This is a genomic window from Carboxydocella sp. JDF658 (assembly GCF_002049395.1).
Taxonomy (GTDB): Bacteria; Bacillota.
This window is the reverse complement of sequence record NZ_BDLR01000054.1, coordinates 1-20,351: the sequence shown is the minus strand read 5'-3', so window position 1 is coordinate 20,351 and position 20,351 is coordinate 1. Positions and strand designations below refer to the sequence as shown.

Below are 20,351 nucleotides of genomic sequence, written 5' to 3'. Positions count from 1 at the left end.
GAGGCGGGGTCACCGGCTGCAAGCCCTGCTAAGGAGAGGAGCAGATGAAACCACCCCGGAGTGCCGTTGCCAAAACCGGTTGGTGAGTAGTGACGGACGGCGCCCGCCGTTATCGGGATGGAGAGGTTTTGCCAGCTGGCAAAACAATTTGGGTGGAACCGCGGAAGCAGAGCTTTCGTCCCATAGGGATGAAAGCTTTTTATTTTTGGTCTGCAGAAAAAGGGGGTTTAATCAATGGCTGAACAGTTAGAGATTACTTTGAAAGATGGCTCAGTGCGAGAGTATCCGCAGGGAACTACAGTAGCAGAGGTAGCGGCCAGTATCGGCCGGGGTTTGGCCAAAGCCGCTCTGGCGGGGAAAATGAATGACAGGATTATCGATTTGCATCAGCCTTTACCTGGTTCGGGGGCGCTGGAGATTATCACAGCTGAGAGCCCGGAAGCGCTGGAAATCCTGCGCCATAGTGCCGCTCATATTATGGCGGCTGCCGTGCAGAAACTTTACCCTGGTACTAAATTTGGGATTGGTCCGGCCATTGCCGATGGTTTTTACTATGACTTTGACAGCCCCCATACCTTTACTCCCGAGGATTTTGCCGCTATCGAGGCGGAAATGGCCCGATTGGTCAAAGAGGATTTGCCCTTTATCCGTAAGGAAATCAGCCGGGAGGAGGCGCTGGCCCTGTTCGGGAAACGGGGAGAAATCTACAAGGTGGAGATCATCAATGACCTGCCGGAAGATGCGGTGATCAGCATTTACCAGGTGGGGGATTTTGTTGACCTCTGTGCCGGGCCCCATTTGCCCTCCAGTGGCCGGATCAAGGCTTTCAAGATCATGAGCATTGCCGGAGCCTACTGGCGGGGCAGTGAAAAGAACAAGATGCTGCAGCGCCTTTATGCTACTGCCTTTTTCAAAAAGGAAGACCTGGAACAGTATCTGTTCCGGCTGGAAGAGGCCAAACGCCGGGATCATCGCAAAATCGGCCAGGAATTGAAGCTGTTTGATATTATGGATGAAGGCCCTGGTTTTCCTTTCTTCTTCCCCAAAGGGATGATAATTCGCAATGAACTGGAGAGTTTCTGGCGGGAAGAGCATCGCAAGGCGGGTTATCAGGAAATCCGTACTCCTATCATTCTGAACCGGCAGCTCTGGGAGCGTTCTGGCCACTGGGCCCACTACAAAGAAAATATGTATTTTACTAAAATCGATGACGAAGATTATGCTGTCAAACCGATGAACTGTCCTGGAGCTATTCTGGTCTACCGGTCCCAGCTCCATTCCTATCGGGATTTGCCCTTGCGCTATGGGGAAATGGGGCTGGTCCATCGCCATGAAAAATCGGGGGTATTACATGGCTTGATGCGGGTGCGCTGTTTTACCCAGGATGATGCCCATATCTTCATGTTGCCAGAGCAGATTAAGGACGAAATTCTGGGAGTAATCGAGTTAATCGACAAATTTTACTCCACTTTCGGCTTCGAATACAAAGTGGAATTGTCCACCCGACCGGAGGACTCCATGGGGTCAGATGAGATCTGGGAGCTGGCTACCAGTGCCCTGCGGGAGGCGCTGGAGGCCAGAGGGATGGAATACAAGGTCAATGAAGGGGATGGCGCCTTTTACGGACCTAAAATTGACTTCCACCTCAAGGATTGCCTGGGACGGACCTGGCAGTGCGGTACCATTCAGCTGGACTTCCAGATGCCGGAGAAATTTGACCTGACCTATGTGGGTGAAGATGGGCAAAAACACAGGCCGGTAATGATTCACCGGGTGGTCTTTGGCTCTATCGAGCGTTTTATTGGCATTCTGACCGAACATTTTGCCGGGGCTTTCCCGGTGTGGCTGGCACCGGTTCAGGTTAAGCTGTTGACTGTAACCGACCGGGCCCGGGATTACGCCGTGAAACTGTATCAGCAGCTGCAGGGGGCTGGCATCCGGGTAGAGCTGGATGACCGCAATGAAAAGATTGGTTACAAAATCCGGGAGGCCCAGCTGGAGAAAGTCCCCTATATGCTGGTACTGGGGGACAGGGAAGTGGAAGCTGGTACCGTTGCCGTACGGCGTCGGGGCCAGGGAGATCTGGGCAGCATGACTCCGGAAGAACTGCAGGAAAGGGTCTTGCTGGAAATTCGGGAAAAAGCTCTTGACTAATCCCGGTCTGGATGTTATACTATGCTGAGTGAGACAACCAAGCAGAAGCCATCCGCTTCTCACCTCAGGACAGCGGGTCACTGAGGTTGATAGGGTCGAACATTACGGCTTGGCCGTAGAGTGAGGACTTTCAGGCGGATGGATATCCATCCGCCTTTTTGTAATTTCAGCAGGAGGTGACTGATTATTAGCAAGGAATTGCGTATCAATGAGGAGATCCGGGTCAAGGAAGTCCGCGTAGTGGACGAAAACGGGGAACAGCTGGGCATCATGCCTATCAAGGATGCCCTGCGCATTGCGGCCGAGCGTAATCTCGACCTGGTGGAGGTGGCTCCTACTGCCAAACCGCCGGTGTGCCGGATTATGGATTACGGCAAATACCGTTATGAGCAGTCTAAACGGGAAAAGGAAGCCCGGAAAAAACAGAAAGTGATCAGTGTTAAGGAAATTAAGCTGCGTCCCAGTATTGAGCAGCATGATTTTGAAGTTAAAGCCAATCATGTCCTGCGCTTTCTGAAGGATGGCGACAAAGTCAAGGCCACCATCATGTTCCGGGGCCGGGAAATCACTCACCCCGAGCTGGGCCAACAGCTGCTGGAACGGCTGGCCGACTATGTCCGGGACTATGCCGTTGTGGAACGGGCCCCCAAAGTGGAAGGCAGGAATATGATAATGATTCTTGCACCAAAACAACACGACTAGGGAGGAGGATCCTGCTATGCCGAAGATGAAAACCCACCGCGGTGCAGCTAAACGTTTCAAGAAAACCGGAACTGGAAAGTTCAAAAGAAGAAGAGCTTTCCACAGCCATATTCTGGAGAAGAAAGCTCCGGCTCGCAAGCGCCGTTTGCGCACTGCTACAGTAGTTGACAAAACCAATGAAAGAAAACTGCGGGTCTTGTTGCCCTACTAAAGGAGGTAAAGGTCAATGCCGCGCGTTAAAGGTGGTACCGTAACACGGAGAAGACATAAAAAGATTTTGAAACTGGCCAAAGGCTACTGGGGTGCTAAGTCCAAGAAATTCCGCATGGCTAACCAGCAGGTGATGAAGTCCCTGATGTATGCCTACCGGGACCGGAAGGATCGCAAGGGCGAATTCCGCAAACTGTGGATTGCCCGGATCAATGCTGCTGCCCGGATGAATGGCATCTCCTATAGCCGCTTGATCAATGGCCTGAAAAAGGCCGGTATCGAAATCAACCGGAAGATGCTGGCCGACCTGGCTGTCAATGATATGCAGGCTTTCAGCCAGCTGGTGGAAAAAGCCAAGGCCAGCCTGTAATTGCAAGCTGAATACCGGGTAAGAATAAAAAAGGGTATGGCATTGCCATGCCCTTTACATCTATGGCGAAAAACCCTGAAAAAACCGGGGAGGCTCATTTTATGCGAAGGATTTGGACCTGGCTGACAGCTCCGGCCAGGGTACTGGTAATTGGTTTTGCAACTGTTATTTTGCTGGGTGCTTTCCTGCTTACCTTACCCATTGCCACTAAAAACGGGCAGGGCTTAGCTTTTGTGGATGCCCTGTTTGAAGCCACTTCAGCCGTTTGCGTAACTGGCCTGGTTGTGGTGGATACAGCCACCACCTTTACCCTGTTTGGGCAGATTGTGTTGCTCAGCCTTATTCAAATAGGGGGATTGGGCTTTATGACCATGACCGCCTACATCTTTGTTTTGCTGGGGCGGAAAATTGGGTTAAAGGAACGGATCCTGATCAGGGAATCTCTGAACCAGTGGTCATTACAGGGGATGGTCAAGCTGGCCCGGTATGTGCTGGTTACCACAATTATCATTGAAGGCACAGGTGCCCTTTTGATTGCGTATTTTCTGCATGAGCGCCTGGGCTGGGGACAAGCTCTCTGGTATGGCATCTTTCATGGTATAAGTGCATTTTGCAATGCCGGGTTTGACCTGTTCGGCAATTTTTCCAGTCTTACCAGTGAAGTGGGTAACTGGGGCCTCAATCTGACGGTGATGGCTCTGATTACCCTGGGCGGTTTGGGCTTTGCTGTTATTGCTGAAATTCACCGGGGGAAACACCGGAAATGGAAACAGTTGTCCCTGCACAGTAAAATGGTTTTTGCTATATCTTCGGCTCTGGTGATCATTGGTGCGGTTGCCGTGTATTTTCTGGAATTCAGTAACCCCTTTACTTTGCGGCCCCTGGCCTGGGATACCAAAATTCTGGCCAGTCTCTTTCAGGCAGTTACCCCGCGTACTGCCGGTTTTAATACCCTGGATCTGGCCCATATCCGTCCGACTACGGTTATCATCCTGATTATGCTGATGTTTATCGGGGCTTCCCCGGGGTCGACCGGGGGCGGGATCAAGACCACCACCTTCGGAGCCCTGGCTGCGGCAGTCTGGTCTGTGGTAAGGGGCAAAACGGAAGTGGAAGTGTTTGAACGCCGTTTGGGCCAGGAAATAATCTACCGGGCCATGGCCATCACTGCCCTGGCCATTGGTGTAGTCAGTTTGGTCAGCATGATTCTGACCGTCACAGAGGAAGCGGATTATCTTACTGTCCTGTTTGAGACAGTGTCTGCTTTCGGCACTGTGGGGTTAACCCTGGGGCTTACTCCTAAACTATCTCTGGCCGGGAAACTGCTGATCACCATGACTATGTTTATCGGGCGGCTGGGGCCCCTGACCATGTTTATGGCTCTGGCCCAGATGGAAAAGCCGAATCTGATCAGACATCCAGAAGAGAAGATTCTGGTGGGTTAAAAGGAGGCAGGCAAAATGCAACAATTTGCCGTTATTGGTTTGGGGCGTTTCGGCACCGCAATGGCTAAGACCCTGACGACTATGGGGCATGAGGTACTGGCGGTGGACAAGGATGAAGACCGGGTGCAGGAAATCCGCGATTTTGTTACCCATGCTGTGGAAGCGGACGTACTGGATGAAGCTGTCTTGCGGGAACTGGGCCTGACCAACTTCGACAAGGTTATCGTGGCGATCGGGGCCGATGTGCAGGCCAGCATTCTGGTTACTGTCATGCTGAAAGAAATGGGAGTAAAAAAAGTAATCGCCAAAGCCCAGAATGAACTGCATGGCAAGGTGCTGGCCAGGGTAGGAGCTGACCAGGTGGTATATCCGGAACGGGATATGGCCGTCAGGGTAGCGCAAAACCTGGTTTCCTGCAATGTGCTGGATCATATTGAACTTTCCCGGGATTACAGTATCCTGGAAATCATTGCCCCCGATGACCTGGTGGGGAAGACACTGGCGCAGTCCAATATTCGTAACAAGTACAAAGTTAACATCATGGCTATTAAGCGCGGGGAGGAAATCATCGTCGCTCCCGGCGGTCAGACCATGATTATGAATAATGATATCCTGGTAGTGATCGGAGATAACAAATCCCTGAAAAAACTGCGGATGGAGGGCTAAAAGTGATAATTACCTCCACAGCCAATCCGGAAATCAAGGAGCGGGCTCGCCTGCTGACAGCCAGAGGGCGCCGCGAACAGCAAGCTTTTCTGGTGGAAGGAGTGCGCTTGCTGGAAGAAGTCCTGAAAGCCGATTATCCGGTTACTAAAGTTTATTATACAGCTGCCGGGATTGGTAAAGAGCGGGGACAGGCCCTGTTTCGGCAGTTAAAGGAACGAGCCATTCCTTGCCAGGAGGTTAGTGAAGGGGTGCTGGCCAAACTCAGCGCCACTGAGACGCCGCAGGGTCTGGTGGCGGTGGTGCCGGTACGGCAGCAGGATTTTGCCCTCCCCCGGCCTGGGCGGGGAATAATACTGGTGCTGGATGGGATTCAGGATCCAGGTAATCTGGGGACCATCATTCGCACTGCCTTTGCCGCCGGTATCAGGGAGGTTTGGACCACCCCGGATAGCTGCGATCTGTATAATCCTAAAACGGTACGGGCCACCATGGGTGCCATCTTTCACCTGCCCTGCCGGGATTTGACCGACAGCCTGGCCGCTGTTCGGGCAGCAGCAGAACTGGGCTGGTGGGTAACAGCTACTGCCCTGGAAGGAGCAGTTCCCTATTACCGGTTAGACTGGCGACAGCCCCGCTTGCTTTTGCTGGGCAATGAAGGCCGGGGGTTGAGTCCTGAATTGCTGGCTCTGGCCCGGGAGCGGGTAACCATTCCCATGCCGGGAGGGGCCGAATCCCTGAATGTGGCTGTGGCTGCCGGTATCCTGATGTATGAAACTATTCGTCAGAACTCCGTCGTTTAGGCGGGGGTTTGCCCGCCGGGCCTCGGTGGGTGAAATGCTGCGCATAGCCAGGGAAAAAGGTAAAGGACTGTAAAAAAGAGCCCGGAGATGGGCTCTTTTTTAATGGGCGGCTTCCGGCAGCACAGACTGAAAAATATCCATACCTTCGGGAGTGATATGGATAAAGGTGCGTCGTTCAGGGTCACGACCCCCTTTGCTGTAGAGCTGTTCATAATATTCCCGGATCATACGATGGGCGGAGAATTTTTCCCGGGACATTTCGATACTGGCCCGCATCATCCGGCCCCAGCGGTCCTTGTCTTCATAGTAGGTGGGGATTACTTCATTGACCAGAATATGATAGAGGGCCTTCAGATCCTCGGCGTCCTGATCCCAGTGGGCGGCATTTTTCTCAATTACATGGTCCAGCAGCCAGCCGCTGATACCATGCTGGGGACCTTCGGCTACCCAGCCATCCACGACACTCAGGTTCAGCACTCCATTCATGGCAGCCTTCATGCCCGAAGTACCGCTGGCTTCTAAGGGCCGCCTGGGGTTATTGAGCCAGACATCACAGCCCTGAACCAGGTATTTGGCCACTTCCATGTTGTAGTTTTCCAGGAAGACGACGGCATCGCCAAAGCGGCGGTCCATTTTGACCAGGTCGGCGATAATATTTTTGCCATGTTCATCAGCAGGATGAGCTTTACCGGAAAAGACCAGTTGCAATTTGCCGTTCAGCAGCAGGGGCTCGATCAGGGAAGTATTGCGGAAAATCAGGTCCGAGCGTTTATACGGGGCAGCCCGCCGGGCAAATCCTACCAGCAGGGCACTGGGATTTAAAGGCGTACCGGTACGCTGGCGGATGAAATCGATTAAGCGCTGTTTGGCTGCCTGGTGGGCCGGCCAGAGACTTTGTCCCTTCTGATAGGCATCCCAGATGGCCGGATCCTGCCAGGTTCGATCATGTACTCCATTGGTGACGGAAATGATGGGGGCAGAATTGCTTATCTGCTTCCACATCCGGCGGGCTACTTCCCCGTGGATACGGGAGACTCCGTTAGCAATACAGGAGAGCCGCAAACCGGCTACCGTCATGCCAAAGGGATCGCCGCCGATCAGACGCATTTGCTCATAGGTAAGGCCATTATAGGCGCCCATAAATTGCAGGAGTCCGTGGTCATGCACCTCATTTCCGGCCGGAACCGGTGTATGGGTAGTAAAGACAATCTGGCGGCGGGCGGCCCGCCAGGCTTCCTGAAAAGAGAGGCCCTGGGCCATTTTTTCCCGGATCAGTTCCAGCCCGGCAAAAACCGCATGGCCTTCATTGAAATGATAAATATCCACTTCTATGCCCAGGGCCCTCAGAGCCCGCACTCCGCCGATACCCAGCACAATTTCCTGGGCCACCCGGTCCTGGTTGCTGCCGCCGTAGAGTTTGGAGGTAATCCAGCCGTGACGGCTGCCGGGATAGTTGGTGTCCAGCAGGTATAGGGGAGCATTGCCATACTGGTCCACTTTTTTGATGCGGCAAACCACTTCCTCGCCCCGCACATTCACGGTAACCGTTACACCTGTGTCCTGCAGGAAACTGTAGTCATAAGTCGGGAAAACATCATAGGGACGACCATCGGCCCCGATGTATTGTTCAGTATAATCCTGAGCCCAGAGGATACCGATACCTACTACCGGCAAGCCCATGTCCCGGGCCGCCTTGAGATAATCACCGGCTAAAATTCCCAGTCCACCGGCATAAATAGGGAGCTGGGGGTGAAGACCATATTCCATACAAAAATATGCTACCCTGGGCAGGGTTTTTTGTTGCTGGTACTGCAAAGTTTCTCGCCTCCTGTCTCCTTGATCAGCATTAGTTTTTCTAGAGGCGAAAAACATTATTCTATTCCAGTTCATCTTTGCAGGTGATTGGCTGGTTTAGCAGGCTGTTGCGGATAAATTGTCCCAGTAAATCCAGCCCCAGAACCAGGAGGAGAATAACCAGCACCAGAGTAGCTACTTCGTGATAGGCAAACAACTGCATGCTGAGGGTTAGCTGGGTACCGATCCCGCCGGCTCCCACAAAACCCAGGACGGTAGCAGCTCGCATGTTGCATTCCCAGCGAAAGAGGGTATAGGAGAGCAGTACCGGCAGATTTACAGGAATGCGGGCATAAAGCAGCACCGCCAGCTCAGAGGCGCCAGTAGCCCGCACCGTATCTACCAGCCGCTGGTCAGTCGCCTCAAGAATTTCGGCATAGAGTTTGCCCAGAATGCCCAGACTGTGGGTAGCCAGAGCCAGTACACCCGGAAAAGGGCCCAGACCGACAGCGGTGATAAAGATCAGGGCCCAGAGCAGCTCGGGGACGGCCCGGCAGAGATTCAAAAGCGAGCGGCTGAGATAATACAATCCCCAGCGCAGCAGCCAGGGCAGGGTTCCCTGCGCGACCCGGGAGAGCTCTTCACCCCGGGGCGGGGTAGCCAGGATAGTCAGGGGAATGGCTCCCATGATTGCCAGGGCGGTACCGGCAGTGGAAATAGCCAGGGTTTCCAGCAGAAGTTTGCCCACAGTTCTGAGAAATTCCGGGCTGAAATCCGGGGGCCAGAGGCCCAGCAGAAAGGCCTGCATGTTCTTCAGGTTACCGGCTTCCCGGAAAGCAGCGGGCTGGAATTTAGTATAGCTGAAACTCCAGCTGACCAGCAGCAGCAGAAAGAGGATCAGAGTCAGATGGCGCATCATTCGCTTAAGCATCAGCCCACCTCCCCGGTCCGGGGAAAGCCTCCGGTGGGCCATCATAGACCAGCTGGCCTCTGTGCAAGACCAGCAGACGCTGACAGTAGGTCAGGGCAAAGTCCACCTGGTGCAGGTTGAACAACAGGGTGGTACCGTGATTTTCGTTGAGTTCCCGAAGGGTATTGAGCAAAAGATGGGCAGTGTTGATATCCACCGAAGCAATGGGTTCATCAGCCAGGATAATTTGCGGCCGGGCCAGGATGGTACGGGCAATCGCTACCCGTTGCTGCTGACCCCCGGAAAGTTCACTGGCCTTCACTTCCAGTTTATCGGCCAGACCGACACTGGCCAGTACTGCCTGGATTTCCTCCCGTTCCCGGGCAGTTAGCCACCAGAGGGAGCGCCAGACCTGCCAGGGAGAGATACTGCCCAGACGGCCCATGTAGACATTGTGGGCAACACTAAGTTCCGAAATCAGATTATAGTTTTGATAGATCAGGGAGATGCGGGTGCGAAGCTGGCGCAATTCCCGATGGCTGAGCCTGTCCAGGTCCTGCCCCAGCACCGAGATTCTGCCGGAAGTGGGTAATAGCGAGCCGTTTAAAAGCCGGAAAAGGGTGGTTTTCCCGGAGCCGCTGGGCCCGAGAATTCCCACCCGTTCTCCCGCCTGGATTGAAAAAGACACTTCTTTGAGGGCCTGGGTACCATTGCCATAGACCTTGCTGACATTCTCTACCTGTATGATCGGCTTCATTGTTTTAACAACCCCAGTCGTCTGGCTTCCTGTTCTACATAGGCGTAGTCTTCGGCTTTAACCCTGGCAAAGCCTTCAGCCCGTAAAAGCTTGAGCAACTCCGGATCTTTGATGCTGAGAAAAGCGTCCACTATTTTTGCTTCCAGCTGAGGGTCCATGCTGTCCTGGACACACCAGGGATACCCTTCAATGGGGTCAGATTTGGCCAGAATACGGATTTTGTTTTTGTCGATTTTGCCATCTTCAATTAGCTTGTTCAAAATTCGGCCCTCCAGGCCGCCGGCATCCACTTTGCCATTCTGAACAGCCAGAGCAGTGGCATCATGTTTGCCGGTATAGATGATATTGGCGAAATCATCCGGTACCTTCAGCCCGGCCCGGTCCAGCATAATCCGTGGATACAGGGAACCGGAGGTGGAGTTTATATCCCCGAAGGCGAAGGTTTTGCCTTTCAAATCCTGCAGGGTTTTAATAGGGCTATTGGCCGGGGTAATAATCAGGCTGTAGTATTTGGTAGTTTTGGTTTCACTGTCAATCTCCGTGACGATAGGATGAATTTTCGCTTTTTGTTTGGCCTGTACATAGGTGAGACCGCCGAAATAGGCCATATCCAGTTTATCTGCAGCCATTGCTTCTACTACACCGGCATAGTTGGTGGCAACAAACAGCTCTACCGGCAGGCCCAGCTTTTCCTCGAGATATTTGCGGAAAGGCTCATATTTGGCTTTAATTTTCTCCGGGGCCTGGTTGGGTATGAGGCCGACCCGTAATACCTTGGGCTGCTCTTTTTTCTCACTGGTAGTGGCTGTTTGCTGGCTGCAAGCTGCGGACAGCAAGGCCACCAGTATGAGCAACAGGGTGAGTGCTTTTCTGATCACAACCCTCATCTCCTTCAAGCTAATCTTATTTCATGGTTACTATAGCATAAATTACTTTTTTTCGTCCAATTAAAGTTTTTTATCAGATTGAGCTGGTGATAAATTTTGCTTATAACTTGACATTGAACGCGAAAATTGTATATAATACTCAGCAAACAAAACAATAAAAGCGATGACGGAGAAAAGTAGCACGGGTCATACCTCCCAGGGAGGCGGGGTCGGCGACTGGAAGCCCTGCCAGGTTAGCCGTAGCGAAGTTCCCTCCTGAGCAGCCAGCTGAACGCCATTTCGGCCAGTAGGTGCGGCCGGCCACCCTGACCGTTATCCCGGGGGGCATATCGGACTTACGGTCCCGTATGCTTAATGAGTGCCGGCTATCAGCCGGAAACTGGGTGGTACCGCGGAGCACAGGCTTCGTCCCATTATTTTGGGACGAAGCTTATTTTATTTCTAAAGCAAAAGGAGGGTCATGGGATGGAAATGCAGGTATTGAAAAACCCCAATCCTAAACCGGTGAAGGTGGGTGAGATCTTTTTTGGCGGCAGCCAGGTGGTGCCCATGGCCGGTCCTTGCGCCGTGGAAAGCCGTCAACAGGTTCTGGCCTGTGCTGAAGCGCTGCACAAATTAGGAATAAAAGTCATGCGCGGGGGTGCTTTTAAACCCCGTACCAGTCCCAGGGGGTTTCAGGGCCTGGGGGAAGCTGGCCTGGAATTACTGGCTGAAGCCAAGGCCAGATACGGACTTTTGCTGGTTTCGGAAGTAATTGATGAGGATTCCCTGCGGGCGGGAGCAGAGGTGCTGGATATCATCCAGATCGGTTCCCGCAATATGCAGAATTTCAGCCTTTTGCGCAAAGTCGGTCGCCTGGGTAAACCGGTACTCCTGAAGCGGGGCCTGGCGGCCACCCTGCAGGAATGGTTAGCGGCAGCCGAATACATTCTGGCGGAAGGCAATGATCAGATTATCCTCTGTGAACGGGGGATTCGCACCTTTGAACCGGCTACCCGCAATACCCTGGACCTGGGGGCGGTAGCCTGGCTCAAACAGGAAGTGGGTTTTCCGGTAGTGGTGGACCCCAGCCATGCCAGCGGGCAAAGACGGCTGGTGGGGCCGCTGGCCCGGGGAGCGGTAGCCTGTGGTGCTGATGGGCTTTTGATTGAAGTGCATCCGGAGCCTGACCAGGCTTTGTGTGATGGGCAACAATCCCTCAATTTCGAGCAATTTGCCCGCCTCTTACAGGAACTGGAGCCTGTGGCGAGGGCGGTTGGAAAAAGTTTGGCATAAGGAGGAAAGCGACTGTGCGGCAACAACTGGAGCAAATGGAACAGACGGCCCTGCAGGAAATCAGCGGGGTTCAGGACCTGAACGCATTAAATGAAATACGGGTAAAATATCTGGGCAAGAAAGGGGAACTGACTCAAATCCTGCGCGGCATGGGAACACTAAGCCCGGAAGAGCGGCCGGTCATCGGCCAGCTGGCCAATACGGTAAGGGAGCGATTGGAGTCAGCTCTGGAGAGAAAAACCGCTGAGCTGAAGGAAAAAGCCAAACAGGAAAGGCTGGCCCGGGAAAAAATTGATGTTACTTTACCCGGCCGCCCGGTATTAAGAGGCCATAAGCATCCTCTCACCCAGGTGCTGGAGGAAATCCAGGAAATCTTCATGGGTATGGGCTTTGCCGTGGCGGAGGGCCCGGAAGTAGAATATGACTACTATAATTTCGAAGCATTGAATATCCCCAGGGATCATCCGGCCCGGGATATGCAGGATTCCTTTTATGTAACCTCGGAAATTCTGCTGCGTACCCATACTTCACCGGTACAGGTACGTACCATGGAGGCCATGCGGCCTCAGGTGCCAGTGAAAATTATCGCTCCGGGCAAAGTCTATCGACGCGATGATGATGCTACCCATTCTCCCATGTTCCACCAGGTGGAGGGGCTGGTGATAGATCGCGATATTTCTTTTGCCCATCTCAAGGGTACGCTGCTACTGTTCGCCCGGCAAATGTTCGGACCGGAGCGGGAAATCCGCCTCCGCCCCAGTTTCTTTCCCTTTACTGAACCCAGTGCCGAGGTGGATATTTCCTGTATGATGTGCGGCGGTGCGGGCTGCCGGGTTTGCAAAGGGACAGGGTGGCTGGAGATTTTAGGGGCCGGGATGGTTCACCCCAATGTACTGGCCATGTCCGGCTATAATCCCGAGGAAGTGACTGGCTTTGCCTTTGGCATGGGGGTAGAGCGGATCGCTATGCTGAAATACGGTATCGATGACCTGCGCCTGCTCTTTGATAATGACTTGCGTTTCCTGCAACAATTTTAGACTGGAGGGAAGAGAGAGTGCGTGTTTCCTTTAACTGGTTACAGGAATATGTGGATTTGACGGGGATTACCCCCGAGGAACTGGCAGAAAAAATGACCCGTTCCGGGGTAGCAGTGGAAAACCTGCACTACCGGGGGGAAGGGATAGAAAAGGTAGTCGTGGGCCGGGTGGAAAAGATTGAAGCCCATCCCAATGCCGATAAGCTGCGGATTTGCCAGGTCAATGTCGGGGAAGCTGAGTGGCTGCAAATCGTTACCGGTGCCACCAATGTCCAGGCCGGGGATGTGGTGCCCGTGGCCCTGGTGGGAGCGCGGCTGCCGGGGGATATCAAAATCAAGCGGGGCAAACTCAGAGGGATAGAGTCCAATGGCATGCTCTGTTCCGGAGAAGAACTGGGGATTGAAAAACGATTGCTGCCGGAAGGACAACAGGACGGGATCCTGATTCTGCCTCCGGACATCCCCCTGGGAGCAGATATCAAGGAAATTCTGGGCTTAAATGATGTGGTTCTGGAGCTGGAACTCACCCCCAACCGGTCGGATTGCCTGTCCATGCTGGGAGTAGCCTATGAGGTGGCGGCTTTACTGGGCCGGGAAGTGCGCCTGCCGGCCCTGGATTACCGGGAATACCAGCCGGGGGCAGCGGAACAGGTCCAGGTGGATATCGTTGCTGCTGATCTATGTAAACGCTACACAGCAACGGTTATTCGGGAAGTCAAGCTGGGGCCTTCACCCCTATGGCTGCAAAATCGTTTGCAAGCAGCGGGAGTACGTCCCATCAACAATGTGGTGGATATTACCAACTATGTCATGCTGGAACTAGGCCAACCCCTGCATGCTTTCGATTATGATACCTTGCAGGGACAGCGGATTGTGGTGCGGCGGGCAGCAGAGGGCGAAGAGCTGACCACTTTGGACGGGCAAGAGCGGACGCTGAGCAATGATGACCTGGTCATTGCCGACAGCCAGCGGGCCGTGGCTCTGGCCGGGGTCATGGGTGGACTGGATACTGAGGTAACAGCGGCTACCAGCCATATTCTGCTGGAATCGGCCTGGTTTGCCGGAGCCACTGTGCGCCGGACCTCCCGCAAACTGGGGCTGAGGTCAGAAGCATCCCTGCGCTTTGAAAAGGGACTGGATCCTGAGCTGGCACCATTAGCTGCCCGGCGGGCGGCCCATTTGCTGGAACGGCTGGCTGGCGGGCAAGTGGCAGCCGGTATGGTTGATGTACAGGTGGAAAAGTGGCAGGCACCGGTGATCAGGCTGAAAACCCAGCGGGTTAATTCCTATCTGGGGCTGCAGCTGACCTCTGCAGAAATTGCTGAGCTGCTGGAACGCCTGGGTTTGACCGTGAACGAAGCGGAACCGGGCGTACTGGTAGTAACAGTTCCCAGCCGGCGCCAGGACCTGAGCATTGAAGCTGATCTGATTGAGGAAGTAGCCCGGCTCTATGGCTACGACCGCATTCCTACTGATTTGCCGGTAATGGCTACCACCCAGGGACGCTTGAAGCGGGAACAGGCCCTGGCGGCCCGGGTGCGGGACTATCTGGTCGGAGCGGGCCTGACGGAAGTGATCAATCTCAGCTTTGCCAATCCCGGCCAGCTGGAGAAGTTGAACCTGCCCCAGGGCAGTCCCCTGGCCCGGGCGGTAGTAATCCAGAATCCTCTCAGTGAGGAAGCATCACAAATGCGGACCACTCTCCTGCCGGGCCTGCTGGAGACAGCGCGACGCAATTATAACCGGCGGCTCAGGGAAATGGCCATTTTTGAACAGGGTCATGTTTTCCTGCCCCTGGGGGAAGGAGAATTGCCACGGGAAAGCCTGGAGCTGGCCTTCCTGGGCCTGGGCAGCAGCCCTCGCAGCTGGCTGGGGGCAGGCCAGCCCTATGATTTCTACTGGGCCAAAGGCATTGCCGAGGGATTATTTCAGCTGTTAGGTATTACTGATGTACGCTGGCAGCCGGTGGATTTCCTGCCCACCTTCCATCCGGGCCGTACGGCACGGGCAGTAGCTGGCGGCCGGGAACTGGCCTTGATCGGGCAGCTTCACCCTGATGTGGTGGAAAACTATGAATTGAGCGGGGAGATTGTAACTGGCGAAATGTACCTGGAAAATCTCTTTGCTGTTGCAGGTGGAGTGAAACAATACCAGCCCCTGGCCCGCTTCCCCGGCATTGCCCGGGATTTGGCCCTGCTGGTACCGGTGGAAACCCCGGCGCAAGAACTGTTGCGGGTAGTGCGGGAACAGGGCGATGAAATCCTGGAGCGGGTGGAAATCTTCGATGTCTACCAGGGGACCCAGGTGCCGGCGGGATGGAAGAGCATGGCTCTCAGCCTCTATTACCAGGCGGCTGACCGTACCTTGACCGATGAAGAAGTAAATGCCCGGCAGGAGCGGATCCTGACTGCTGTAGCTGCGGAGTTTGGTGGCAAGCTGCGCTAGGCGGATTTTGTTCCGCGATGGGGGACATTTTCAGGAGCTGGCCAGAAGGACAGAAGGAGAATTAAAATGAGTGGTTTGGATAAAAATATAAAAAAAAACTCGGAAAATTTGCCCGCTGAGCTTTACCTGGCTATAGACGAAGCAGCTGGCATCCTGAAGGTGGATATTATTGAACTCAATTGACTACGCAATGGTAAATTAAGGCAAAGGATTGAAGAAGAGGGCAAGGAAATTTACTCTGTCCTTTAGTATCTTTCTACACCCCTCCGGCTACACTATTATTAAACAGCAAGGCTGGAGGGGTGTGTATGCAAATTGAGGCCTATTTTGGCAATCTCAAACGGGCCAGTGAAACGGTAGCCCGCTTGAAAGCTGCTGGCTTTAACAAAGTTTATATGGATATCAATGACCATTACAATGAAGACCTGAATGTGGACACCAATCTGGCCGGTGCTGAGGGAGCACCCAGTCTGGCTGGCCTGACTTTGCGCTCTGCCGCTCATGCGGTGGATATGAGCAAATCTCCCCTGGCAGCGGCCAGCCCCATGGCCAGTGGTTATGGGCGGTTCGAGGAAATAGCTGATGTTAACTGCAAGGTAATTGTGGAAGTAGAAGAGGGCAAAGCAGAAGAGGCGCGCCTGCTGTTACGCCAGGAAGGTGGCGAGTTGAAGGATCCAAATATCGCCCGACCGCGGATTATCGATGATACGGACATCCTGGATGCTGTGATTGATAATATCAGTAAAAACATCTAGTGTTGAAAAAACATTTAAAAGTGTGGCTGCGGTCACACTTTTTTTATTTGTTCTGTGTTACAATTTAACCAGAGCTTACCACTAAAAAAGATAAGAGGAGGATGATGAAAACATGTTCTGTTACCAGTGTGAACAAACCGCCGGCGGCAAAGGCTGCACCACTGTAGGGGTCTGTGGCAAAAACGAAGATATTGCGGCTCTGCAGGACCTGCTGGTCTTTGCCCTCAAAGGAATTGCTGCCTATGCCTATCATGCCCGGGAATTAGGTTATGTCGATGAAGAAATTGATGCTTTTATGGAAAAAGCAATGTTCACTACTCTTACCAACGTGGACTTTGACCTGAACCATCATATCGAAATGGTACTGGAAGCTGGTCGTATTAACCTGAAGGCTATGGAGCTGCTGGATAAGGCCAATACCGAACGGTTTGGTACTCCCGTACCTACCACTGTTGAAACCGGCAGCAAGCCTGGCCCTGGTATCCTGGTCACCGGCCATGACCTGCTGGATCTGTATGAGCTGTTGAAGCAAACTGAAGGCACCGGGATCAATATCTATACCCATGGTGAAATGCTGCCGGCCCATGCTTATCCGGAACTGAAGAAATTCCCCCACCTGGTGGGCAACTGGGGCACTGCCTGGCAGAACCAGAAAAAAGAATGGTCCGAGTTCCCTGGCGCTATCCTGGTAACCACTAACTGTGTGCTATTGCCAGCTGAAGCCTATAAAGACCGGATTTTCACCTGTGGTGTAGCGAAGCTGCCCGGTGTACCCCATATTCAGAACCGGGATTTCTCTCAGGTAATTGAAAAAGCCAAATCTCTGCCGCCCTTGCCGGAAGCGCCTAAAGGCACTCTTTCCACCGGTTTCCATCATGTGCCGGTACTGAGCCTGGCCGATAAGATCATTGAAGCGGTGAAAGCAGGCAAAATCAAGCACTTCTTCCTGGTAGGCGGCTGCGATGGTGCCAGGCCGGGACGTAACTACTACACTGAATTCGTGGAAAAGGCTCCTAAGGATACCGTTATTCTCACCCTGGCCTGTGGTAAATATCGCTTCAACCACCTGGATCTGGGAGACATTGATGGTATTCCCCGCCTGATCGATATCGGCCAGTGCAATAACGCCTACTCTGCGATCCAGATCGCGCTGGCCCTGGCTAATGCCTTTAACTGCGGAGTCAACGACCTGCCTCTGAGCCTGGTGCTGTCCTGGTTCGAGCAGAAGGCCGTTGCTATCCTGACCACCCTGCTCTACCTGGGTATCAAGAATATGCGCTTAGGTCCTACTCCTCCGGCTTTTGTGACTCCGAATGTATTCAAGGTCTTGCAGGAAAACTACAACCTGCAGCTGATCACCACTCCGGAAGAAGACCTGAAAGCGATTCTTGGCTAAGCAGGAAAACCCCCATCGGTTTACTGGACCGGTGGGGGTTTATATATATTTTTATCTTACCTTTCCAGATTCAAATGAGCTGAAAACTTTTTCAGGAATGAAACCAGCACATTCACACTCTTCTTGATATCAGGATCTGAATTCAACTGCCGTATAATAGCAAACATGCTTTTGGGTTGTTTGTTTTTGTTTTCTTCTATGGCTTCATTCAAAGAATTTATCATACCCAGTAAAAGCTCGCCGCCACCTAAAGCCAGTACTTGGTACAGCATCGAAACTAATTCCACTACTTGTTTCAGAATATCAGTAACAACCCCTGCTGTAGAAGAATCTTTTACAGATTTTACTATTCCTACTAGTTCAATTAAAACCTCAAATGCGCCTGATTCCTGCAGTTTATTTACTTCAGCAATTAAAGACTGGAGGTTTTTACCGGCCTTTTGAACTTCTCGCAAAAGCTCAAGCATTTCCGGCGTATTTAATTCATCGGCAACTTCACCGATTTGAACCACGGTACTGACCAGGTTTTGCACTACCGAAGCATCCATTGAATCAATGGCGGCATTGAGAAGGCCTAACAGCTGATGGGTTTTTCCTGCTGCTTCAGAGTCATTTTGAACGATGTGTACAACATTTTGTGCGGGTTGGGACATGGTTCACCACCCCCTTTACATGATCCCACGAACGGATAACCAGTACAATTCATTGTAAGCAAGCTTAAACCAGTGCAACATTTCAGAAGATGGCATAGGTTGAGGTGGTGTCTTATAATCAAACCAAATATAGGTTGCCTCATTCAAACCTGACTCAATAAAGCAAAACGCTTTACCGCTGTAACGATGAGAAGCAGGGAGTCCTTTTATCTGGCTAACAATATTTTTAACAACTACATCCGCCTGATAATGAGCAGTAGAACCAGCTTTACTTACTGGAAGATTGGTTGCATCACCTAAAACATAAACATTGTCTTGACCAATCATTTTTAAACTGTAACGGTCAGTGGGAATAAATCCGTCTTCATCTCCAAGATTGGAATCCCTAACCACTTTTGCTCCGACATGCGCCGGTACGGAGATAAGCAAATCATAAGGATGCGCGGTTCCGTCCATGTTGTATGCCAGTTTTTTGTTTGGATCAACTTCTTCAAGATTAAAGAAAACTTCATACTCGATGCCGCGTTTTTCAAATTCCGCCTCTGCCCATTCGGCAACAGGTTCCAGAGAATGAACTCGGCCAATAGGATAAGTATACTTAAGTGTTACTTTATCGCGAATTCCTAAATCTCTGAACAGTTCATCTGCCATAAAAATCCACTCAAGCGGAGCAACAGGACACTTGTGTGGAACATCTATGGTCATTAAGATTGTACCACCTTTAAATTTGAAGAGTTCATCACGTAACTTCGCAGCACCTTCAGGCGTATAGAAATTATGTGAAGCCTCAGCCAGCCCGGGAACTGAATTGAAATCCGGGTACGACCCCGTTGCAATCACCAGAAAATCATAATTATAGGATTGCTTAGTAGTGGTTACAGTGTTGTTGGCTGTATCAATTTTTGTAGCTTCTTCAAGTATAAACTTAACCTTTGGATGTAAAAGATGTTTTTGTTCCCTGGAAAATTGCTCTAATGTGCCTTCGTTAAAGGACATAAATAAAAAACCAGGTTGATAAAGGTGCTGTTTTTTGTTCCCAATAACCAACACTTCTACTTCGCCACTATATATTTCCTTTTGCATGGATTTTGCCAAGCGGTTGGCCACCATGCTACCAGCCACGCCACTCCCTAAAACGATAATGCGTTTGGCCATCAGGTTCACCTCCCTGTGCGAAAATAAAAAATAAATTACTTCAATTTTTTAACAGCTATACGCCAAAAATTCCCGTCTTGCTTACTGTAAACAAGCTCATGTCCCATCTTGCTAACCCATTCCGGAACATCTTTAGCCGAACCACTGTCACTGGATAACAATTCGTATACTTCGCCAACGTTACCTCTTTTAATTGTTTTTACTAACTCCATCAATGGTCCTGGACAAAATGCACCACGAGCATCAATAGTTTTTGTAATTTGTACTTCAGACATATTATTAACCTCCTTCAATTTACATTACAATAATTTGACTGCCTACAGCTTTACCAAGGAAAGCAGTGACACCGATAATATCATCAAATACGTCTACTAAATCTTCTTTCTTCCATTCCATTAAGTCCATTGCCATTGCGCAACCGTATACATTACAGGTGCCCATATCTCTTGCATTTTCTAACAACTGATAAAAAAGTTCAACGTTCTTATTGAGCATCTCCTGGCCAATTTCACCGGTTTTGAAGTTTTTGGATTCAATTACATCTTTGCGGAAAGCTTTAAGTGCATCCATTGTTACAAAAATGTTTACTTCCATGCCGGATACGGCAGCTACTGAACTCACCAAGCAACCTGCATGTAATTTTTCCATTTCTCCGGAAATAAGGATAACAGTTAATTTTGGTTGTTCCATTTTATCTTCTCTCCTTTTTTAGTTTAGTTTTGTGAATCTTTTCAACCGCTTTTTTATTTGAAAAATTTTCTTACCTTTTTGAGATTCTCACCACCTTGATACATCTTAGATTGGTATTATGTAAGTTTTAATAAATTTCCCCCGTCACTTTATATTTTTGTTTTCATAAATTATTTGACGCAGGGAAAACTTTATCATACTACTTAATCCGTATTTTAAGTTATTACATATACCCCGTATATGTATTCTTT

The 20,351-nt window shown here is 51.5% G+C and carries 20 protein-coding genes and 2 other annotated features; of the genes, 12 read left to right on the top strand and 8 right to left on the bottom strand.

Annotated elements, in window-relative coordinates; translation table 11 throughout:
- The first annotated feature begins 234 nt into the window (after positions 1 to 234).
- The 7 genes from thrS (at position 235) to JDF658_RS09340 (ending at position 6,347) form a co-directional block, all read left to right on the top strand.
- Entirely contained in the window at positions 235 to 2,154 is a 1,920-nt protein-coding gene (gene thrS / locus JDF658_RS09370) for a threonine--tRNA ligase (protein WP_078665547.1), read from the top strand.
- A gap of 33 nt (positions 2,155 to 2,187) precedes the next feature.
- Positions 2,188 to 2,322 (top strand) — a sequence feature (ribosomal protein L20 leader region).
- A gap of 36 nt (positions 2,323 to 2,358) precedes the next feature.
- Positions 2,359 to 2,856, top strand: a complete 498-nt coding sequence (gene infC, locus JDF658_RS09365) for a translation initiation factor IF-3 (protein ID WP_242946648.1) — start codon at positions 2,359 to 2,361, stop codon at positions 2,854 to 2,856.
- 16 nt (positions 2,857 to 2,872) lie between these two features.
- Positions 2,873 to 3,067 (top strand): 50S ribosomal protein L35, encoded by a 195-nt coding sequence (gene rpmI / locus JDF658_RS09360; RefSeq protein ID WP_078665549.1) that lies wholly within the window; start codon positions 2,873 to 2,875, stop codon positions 3,065 to 3,067.
- A 15-nt stretch (positions 3,068 to 3,082) separates the two neighbouring features.
- Positions 3,083 to 3,436: a 50S ribosomal protein L20 gene (gene rplT / locus JDF658_RS09355; protein WP_078665550.1), complete on the top strand. Its 354-nt coding sequence runs from the start codon at positions 3,083 to 3,085 to the stop codon at positions 3,434 to 3,436.
- 101 nt (positions 3,437 to 3,537) lie between these two features.
- Positions 3,538 to 4,881, top strand: a complete 1,344-nt coding sequence (locus JDF658_RS09350) for a TrkH family potassium uptake protein (protein WP_078665551.1) — start codon at positions 3,538 to 3,540, stop codon at positions 4,879 to 4,881.
- Between the two features lie 15 nt (positions 4,882 to 4,896).
- On the top strand, positions 4,897 to 5,547 hold the full coding sequence (locus JDF658_RS09345; protein WP_078665552.1) for a TrkA family potassium uptake protein: 651 nt from the start codon (positions 4,897 to 4,899) through the stop codon (positions 5,545 to 5,547).
- 2 nt (positions 5,548 to 5,549) lie between these two features.
- Positions 5,550 to 6,347, top strand: coding sequence for an RNA methyltransferase (locus tag JDF658_RS09340; RefSeq protein WP_079907365.1), 798 nt, complete (start codon positions 5,550 to 5,552; stop codon positions 6,345 to 6,347).
- Between the two features lie 99 nt (positions 6,348 to 6,446).
- Here JDF658_RS09340 and glgP read toward each other — a convergent pair whose 3' ends face one another.
- The 4 genes from glgP to phnD form a co-directional block, all read right to left on the bottom strand.
- Positions 6,447 to 8,162: an alpha-glucan family phosphorylase gene (gene glgP / locus JDF658_RS09335; RefSeq protein WP_375804200.1), complete on the bottom strand. Its 1,716-nt coding sequence runs from the start codon at positions 8,160 to 8,162 to the stop codon at positions 6,447 to 6,449.
- A 61-nt stretch (positions 8,163 to 8,223) separates the two neighbouring features.
- Complete coding sequence (phnE, locus tag JDF658_RS09330; protein WP_200805668.1) at positions 8,224 to 9,072, bottom strand: phosphonate ABC transporter, permease protein PhnE; 849 nt, start codon at positions 9,070 to 9,072, stop codon at positions 8,224 to 8,226.
- The gene (locus JDF658_RS09325) at positions 9,065 to 9,808 is read right to left on the bottom strand and encodes a phosphonate ABC transporter ATP-binding protein (protein ID WP_079907362.1); all 744 of its coding nucleotides are present in this window, start codon (positions 9,806 to 9,808) and stop codon (positions 9,065 to 9,067) included. The genes phnE and JDF658_RS09325 overlap by 8 nt, the downstream gene beginning before the upstream one ends.
- Positions 9,805 to 10,686 (bottom strand): phosphate/phosphite/phosphonate ABC transporter substrate-binding protein, encoded by an 882-nt coding sequence (phnD, locus tag JDF658_RS09320; RefSeq protein ID WP_159446602.1) that lies wholly within the window; start codon positions 10,684 to 10,686, stop codon positions 9,805 to 9,807. The genes JDF658_RS09325 and phnD overlap by 4 nt, the downstream gene beginning before the upstream one ends.
- Before the next feature lie 163 nt (positions 10,687 to 10,849).
- Positions 10,850 to 11,111: a binding site (T-box leader), on the top strand.
- A gap of 49 nt (positions 11,112 to 11,160) precedes the next feature.
- On the opposite strand from phnD, the gene aroF reads away from it, so the two are divergent.
- From aroF to hcp, 5 genes are all read left to right on the top strand, one after another.
- Positions 11,161 to 11,970, top strand: coding sequence for a 3-deoxy-7-phosphoheptulonate synthase (gene aroF, locus JDF658_RS09315; RefSeq protein ID WP_079907358.1), 810 nt, complete (start codon positions 11,161 to 11,163; stop codon positions 11,968 to 11,970).
- 14 nt (positions 11,971 to 11,984) lie between these two features.
- On the top strand, positions 11,985 to 13,007 hold the full coding sequence (gene pheS, locus JDF658_RS09310) for a phenylalanine--tRNA ligase subunit alpha (RefSeq protein WP_200805667.1): 1,023 nt from the start codon (positions 11,985 to 11,987) through the stop codon (positions 13,005 to 13,007).
- Between the two features lie 17 nt (positions 13,008 to 13,024).
- Positions 13,025 to 15,451 (top strand): phenylalanine--tRNA ligase subunit beta, encoded by a 2,427-nt coding sequence (gene pheT / locus JDF658_RS09305; RefSeq protein ID WP_079907356.1) that lies wholly within the window; start codon positions 13,025 to 13,027, stop codon positions 15,449 to 15,451.
- Positions 15,452 to 15,759: 308 nt separating this feature from the next.
- Complete coding sequence (locus JDF658_RS09300; RefSeq protein WP_079907355.1) at positions 15,760 to 16,206, top strand: hypothetical protein; 447 nt, start codon at positions 15,760 to 15,762, stop codon at positions 16,204 to 16,206.
- 112 nt (positions 16,207 to 16,318) lie between these two features.
- Complete coding sequence (gene hcp / locus JDF658_RS09295) at positions 16,319 to 17,602, top strand: hydroxylamine reductase (protein WP_078665561.1); 1,284 nt, start codon at positions 16,319 to 16,321, stop codon at positions 17,600 to 17,602.
- Positions 17,603 to 17,658: 56 nt separating this feature from the next.
- Here the strand turns inward: hcp and JDF658_RS09290 are convergent, their stop codons facing one another.
- From JDF658_RS09290 to JDF658_RS09275, 4 genes are read right to left on the bottom strand one after another with little or no spacing between them, the layout of a single operon-like run.
- Positions 17,659 to 18,255: a DUF1641 domain-containing protein gene (locus JDF658_RS09290; RefSeq protein WP_079907353.1), complete on the bottom strand. Its 597-nt coding sequence runs from the start codon at positions 18,253 to 18,255 to the stop codon at positions 17,659 to 17,661.
- Between the two features lie 15 nt (positions 18,256 to 18,270).
- Positions 18,271 to 19,410, bottom strand: coding sequence for an NAD(P)/FAD-dependent oxidoreductase (locus JDF658_RS09285; RefSeq protein ID WP_079907352.1), 1,140 nt, complete (start codon positions 19,408 to 19,410; stop codon positions 18,271 to 18,273).
- 35 nt (positions 19,411 to 19,445) lie between these two features.
- Positions 19,446 to 19,685 (bottom strand): sulfurtransferase TusA family protein, encoded by a 240-nt coding sequence (locus JDF658_RS09280; protein ID WP_078665564.1) that lies wholly within the window; start codon positions 19,683 to 19,685, stop codon positions 19,446 to 19,448.
- Between the two features lie 19 nt (positions 19,686 to 19,704).
- The gene (locus JDF658_RS09275) at positions 19,705 to 20,100 is read right to left on the bottom strand and encodes a DsrE/DsrF/DrsH-like family protein (RefSeq protein ID WP_078665565.1); all 396 of its coding nucleotides are present in this window, start codon (positions 20,098 to 20,100) and stop codon (positions 19,705 to 19,707) included.
- Positions 20,101 to 20,351 lie beyond the last annotated feature (251 nt).

Coding starts and splice junctions, on each gene's coding strand:
- JDF658_RS09350 (WP_078665551.1), top strand. CDS start 3,538: ATGCGAAGGATTTGGACCTGGCTGACAGCTCCGGCCAGGGTACTGGTA.
- phnE (WP_200805668.1), bottom strand. CDS start 9,072: ATGCTTAAGCGAATGATGCGCCATCTGACTCTGATCCTCTTTCTGCTG.
- aroF (WP_079907358.1), top strand. CDS start 11,161: ATGGAAATGCAGGTATTGAAAAACCCCAATCCTAAACCGGTGAAGGTG.
- JDF658_RS09275 (WP_078665565.1), bottom strand. CDS start 20,100: ATGGAACAACCAAAATTAACTGTTATCCTTATTTCCGGAGAAATGGAA.
- rpmI (WP_078665549.1), top strand. CDS start 2,873: ATGCCGAAGATGAAAACCCACCGCGGTGCAGCTAAACGTTTCAAGAAA.
- JDF658_RS09300 (WP_079907355.1), top strand. CDS start 15,760: ATGCAAATTGAGGCCTATTTTGGCAATCTCAAACGGGCCAGTGAAACG.
- JDF658_RS09280 (WP_078665564.1), bottom strand. CDS start 19,685: ATGTCTGAAGTACAAATTACAAAAACTATTGATGCTCGTGGTGCATTT.
- JDF658_RS09345 (WP_078665552.1), top strand. CDS start 4,897: ATGCAACAATTTGCCGTTATTGGTTTGGGGCGTTTCGGCACCGCAATG.
- JDF658_RS09325 (WP_079907362.1), bottom strand. CDS start 9,808: ATGAAGCCGATCATACAGGTAGAGAATGTCAGCAAGGTCTATGGCAAT.
- JDF658_RS09285 (WP_079907352.1), bottom strand. CDS start 19,410: ATGGCCAAACGCATTATCGTTTTAGGGAGTGGCGTGGCTGGTAGCATG.
- thrS (WP_078665547.1), top strand. CDS start 235: ATGGCTGAACAGTTAGAGATTACTTTGAAAGATGGCTCAGTGCGAGAG.
- JDF658_RS09290 (WP_079907353.1), bottom strand. CDS start 18,255: ATGTCCCAACCCGCACAAAATGTTGTACACATCGTTCAAAATGACTCT.
- rplT (WP_078665550.1), top strand. CDS start 3,083: ATGCCGCGCGTTAAAGGTGGTACCGTAACACGGAGAAGACATAAAAAG.
- hcp (WP_078665561.1), top strand. CDS start 16,319: ATGTTCTGTTACCAGTGTGAACAAACCGCCGGCGGCAAAGGCTGCACC.